The sequence below is a fragment of the Ferroglobus sp. genome, assembly GCF_015521575.1.
In the GTDB taxonomy this organism is placed as follows: Archaea; Halobacteriota; Archaeoglobi; order Archaeoglobales; family Archaeoglobaceae; genus Ferroglobus.
This window is the reverse complement of sequence record NZ_WANY01000079.1, coordinates 1-2,407: the sequence shown is the minus strand read 5'-3', so window position 1 is coordinate 2,407 and position 2,407 is coordinate 1. Positions and strand designations below refer to the sequence as shown.

Below are 2,407 nucleotides of genomic sequence, written 5' to 3'. Positions count from 1 at the left end.
TGTTTGTGAGGTGAGTCGCGTCCATTATGGAGAGAGGAAACCCCGTCGAAGGGTCGTTAAGAATCAAAACAGCCATAACCGTCGGCAAACCCTTCTCCGGATTTCTCGGATGGGAATTCACCCACTTTATTCCTGCCCGATCTCCAATCTGAGCCGGCATCGCTCTCAAATCTCCTTCCTCGAAATTTAGATAAATCTTCGGAGGCATTTGAACTTTATTTTCTCCGTGAAGTCTGAAAGCGGTCTCTACAGCAGCTATTGTTTCTTCCATCGTCAAAAGACTCTCAACGTCTCTTTTTGTGAGAATAAGAGTTTCCATAAAGCATTTTTGAGTCTAAAGTTTATAAATCCTACTCATTTTCAAGAATGTTTTCCGCAACTCTTACGAGTTTTGCCGCGAGATCGTAGAGAGAATCCACCTCACCTATGGCCTCTTCAATTTTTTTAAATCTAAGTGGTTGTAGTGATGCGCTACAGCGTTTCTCAATCCATTCGAATTTCTCTAAGTATCTTTTTCTTCGCATTAAGCCACCTCCGTCTTTTTTTTATTTTTTCATCGATACTTTCGAACTCGTTTTCCCTTATTCTGTGTTCCATGTCCTTCCAAACCTTTAGAATCCTGTAAAAATACATGTCAAGCTCTTCCTTAGCGTAAATTTTTACGTGATTTTTCACAACCTCAACTTTAACGTAAAGAGGAAGTTCCTCAAAAAATTTGATGTCGTACTTTCCTCCAAGCTCTCTCATTACCTCCTCAAAGATCTTTTCTCCTCCGACAATACATACATCGACGTCGCTTCTTGGTGTCTGTTCACCTTTGGCGTAGGAACCGTAGAGTAAAATTCCTATGCACTTATCAGCGAATTTTCTAAAATCTTTCTTAATCTCCTCAATCACATCCACGGAGAAAATTTTTTCGGAACTCTTTAAACTTTTTCTTCAATCCTTAAAACCGAATTTCCCTATAAGGGGGACGAATCTCACAGGACCCATGTTCCTCTTCTCTATCTTTCCGCCCTTCTTCTTTTCAATCAAATAAAGGTACTGGCTAAAGTTGCCGATGGGAATTACCATCTTCCCTCCTTCTTTGAGCTGCTCTATGAGAGGAGGAGGCACTTCTGGAGCTGTCGCTGTTACGTAGATTCTGTCGTAAGGAGCTTCGTCCTTATACCCCTCGCTTCCGTCCCCAACGATAACGATCACGTTATCGTACCCAAGCTCTTTAAGCGTTTTTTCAGCTCTTTTGGCGAGCTCGGGAATCCTCTCTATGGTGATAACTTTGCCATCCTTTCCTACAAGCTCGGCAACGATTGCTGCGTGATAGCCACTTCCGGTACCAATTTCAAGTACCTTCATTCCCTCTTTCAAATCAAGCAGCTCGCACATTATCGCAACCATGTGGGGGGCGCTTATCGTCTGGTCGTAGCCTATCGGCAAAGGATAGTCGTTGTAAGCCTCCCTTCTATATTCTGGCGGTACAAACACGTGGCGAGGAACTTTTAACATAGCCTCAGCTACCCTCTCGCTTATGTTCAACTCCTCCTTCAATTTTTCTACCATTCTCCTTCTCCTCTCAAAGTACTCGTCCATCCCAACACCTTTAAGTCTCGGAAAGTGTCTACGTTAAGGACTACTTTTTCGCTTGTAATAAAAATTTCCTCTTCCTGTTCGTCGAAAAAAGGATCAAATACGTTTATTCCGACTGGTCTTCCGTTTTCGTATCTAACGCTTAAAGCCGGAGAGGTTATTTTGAAGTACTCAGAGATTACATCGGAAACAAAGCCTTCTTTGAAGTAGTAAAGGTCGGAGTTTAACACAAGAATCGGCTCGAAAATCGAGTAATCCTCAATCACAAAAAACAGATCTTCCATGTATCCTTCTCCCGTACCTCTAACAACTTCGCAGCCCAGATTTTTCAGGTAACTTTCTGTTTTTTTCGTGAACTTAGAAGTCACAAAAATAGCCTCTAAGCCAACGATTTTCACTTCTCTCAAAGCAAAATCTATCAGCTTTTTTCCCCTAACCTCAATCATAGGCTTCTCAACGAAGTTCAATCTGCTTCCCTTTCCTCCGCACATCACAATTGCAAGCATACAATCACCAAGGCGAAGGTTAAACAATTTGCAGCCCCAAGCAAATCTCCGCTAATTCCCCCAAAGTGTTTTTTTGAGTACGATTCGATCGAGAATGTCACAATTAGGAAAACGAAAATCGCCAAGAGGTTGTTCCAGTTAAGGGAGACGAAGAGAAACAGAAAAGGGACTATCAACCCGGCATAATCTCTCCTTCTTACGTTCTCCTTGAAAACGCTCGCTATCCCTTCCCAAGCCGCATCGTTTCTCAAAAGCAGCAAAAGCATAGAAGCTTTCGCAAAACTTTGAGCTAAAATCAGCTGGATCAAATCAGC

At 42.4% G+C, this 2,407-nt stretch carries 5 protein-coding genes and 1 pseudogene; all 6 read right to left on the bottom strand.

All coding sequences use genetic code 11. The features are described 5' to 3' along the window. Positions 1-319, bottom strand: a pseudogene (locus F7C14_RS03515) (ornithine cyclodeaminase family protein); the annotation flags it as partial. Positions 320-350: 31 nt separating this feature from the next. Then, complete coding sequence (locus tag F7C14_RS03510; protein ID WP_290899986.1) at positions 351-524, bottom strand: hypothetical protein; 174 nt, start codon at positions 522-524, stop codon at positions 351-353. After that, positions 484-897 (bottom strand): nucleotidyltransferase domain-containing protein, encoded by a 414-nt coding sequence (locus F7C14_RS03505; RefSeq protein WP_367114323.1) that lies wholly within the window; start codon positions 895-897, stop codon positions 484-486. The genes F7C14_RS03510 and F7C14_RS03505 overlap by 41 nt, the downstream gene beginning before the upstream one ends. Positions 898-939: 42 nt before the next feature. After that, the gene (locus F7C14_RS03500) at positions 940-1,590 is read right to left on the bottom strand and encodes a protein-L-isoaspartate O-methyltransferase (RefSeq protein ID WP_290899982.1); all 651 of its coding nucleotides are present in this window, start codon (positions 1,588-1,590) and stop codon (positions 940-942) included. Further along, positions 1,554-2,093 (bottom strand): NTP transferase domain-containing protein, encoded by a 540-nt coding sequence (locus F7C14_RS03495; RefSeq protein WP_290899980.1) that lies wholly within the window; start codon positions 2,091-2,093, stop codon positions 1,554-1,556. Before F7C14_RS03495 ends, F7C14_RS03500 begins: the two co-directional genes overlap by 37 nt. Then, the coding region (locus F7C14_RS03490; protein ID WP_290899978.1) for an adenosylcobinamide-GDP ribazoletransferase at positions 2,078-2,407 on the bottom strand (330 nt) is incomplete at its 5' end. The genes F7C14_RS03490 and F7C14_RS03495, both read right to left, overlap by 16 nt.

Bases quoted from the DNA above. Each gene is read 5' to 3' on its own strand.
- F7C14_RS03510 (WP_290899986.1), bottom strand. From the start codon at position 524: ATGCGAAGAAAAAGATACTTAGAGAAATTCGAATGGATTGAGAAACGC.
- F7C14_RS03500 (WP_290899982.1), bottom strand. From the start codon at position 1,590: ATGGACGAGTACTTTGAGAGGAGAAGGAGAATGGTAGAAAAATTGAAG.
- F7C14_RS03495 (WP_290899980.1), bottom strand. From the start codon at position 2,093: ATGCTTGCAATTGTGATGTGCGGAGGAAAGGGAAGCAGATTGAACTTC.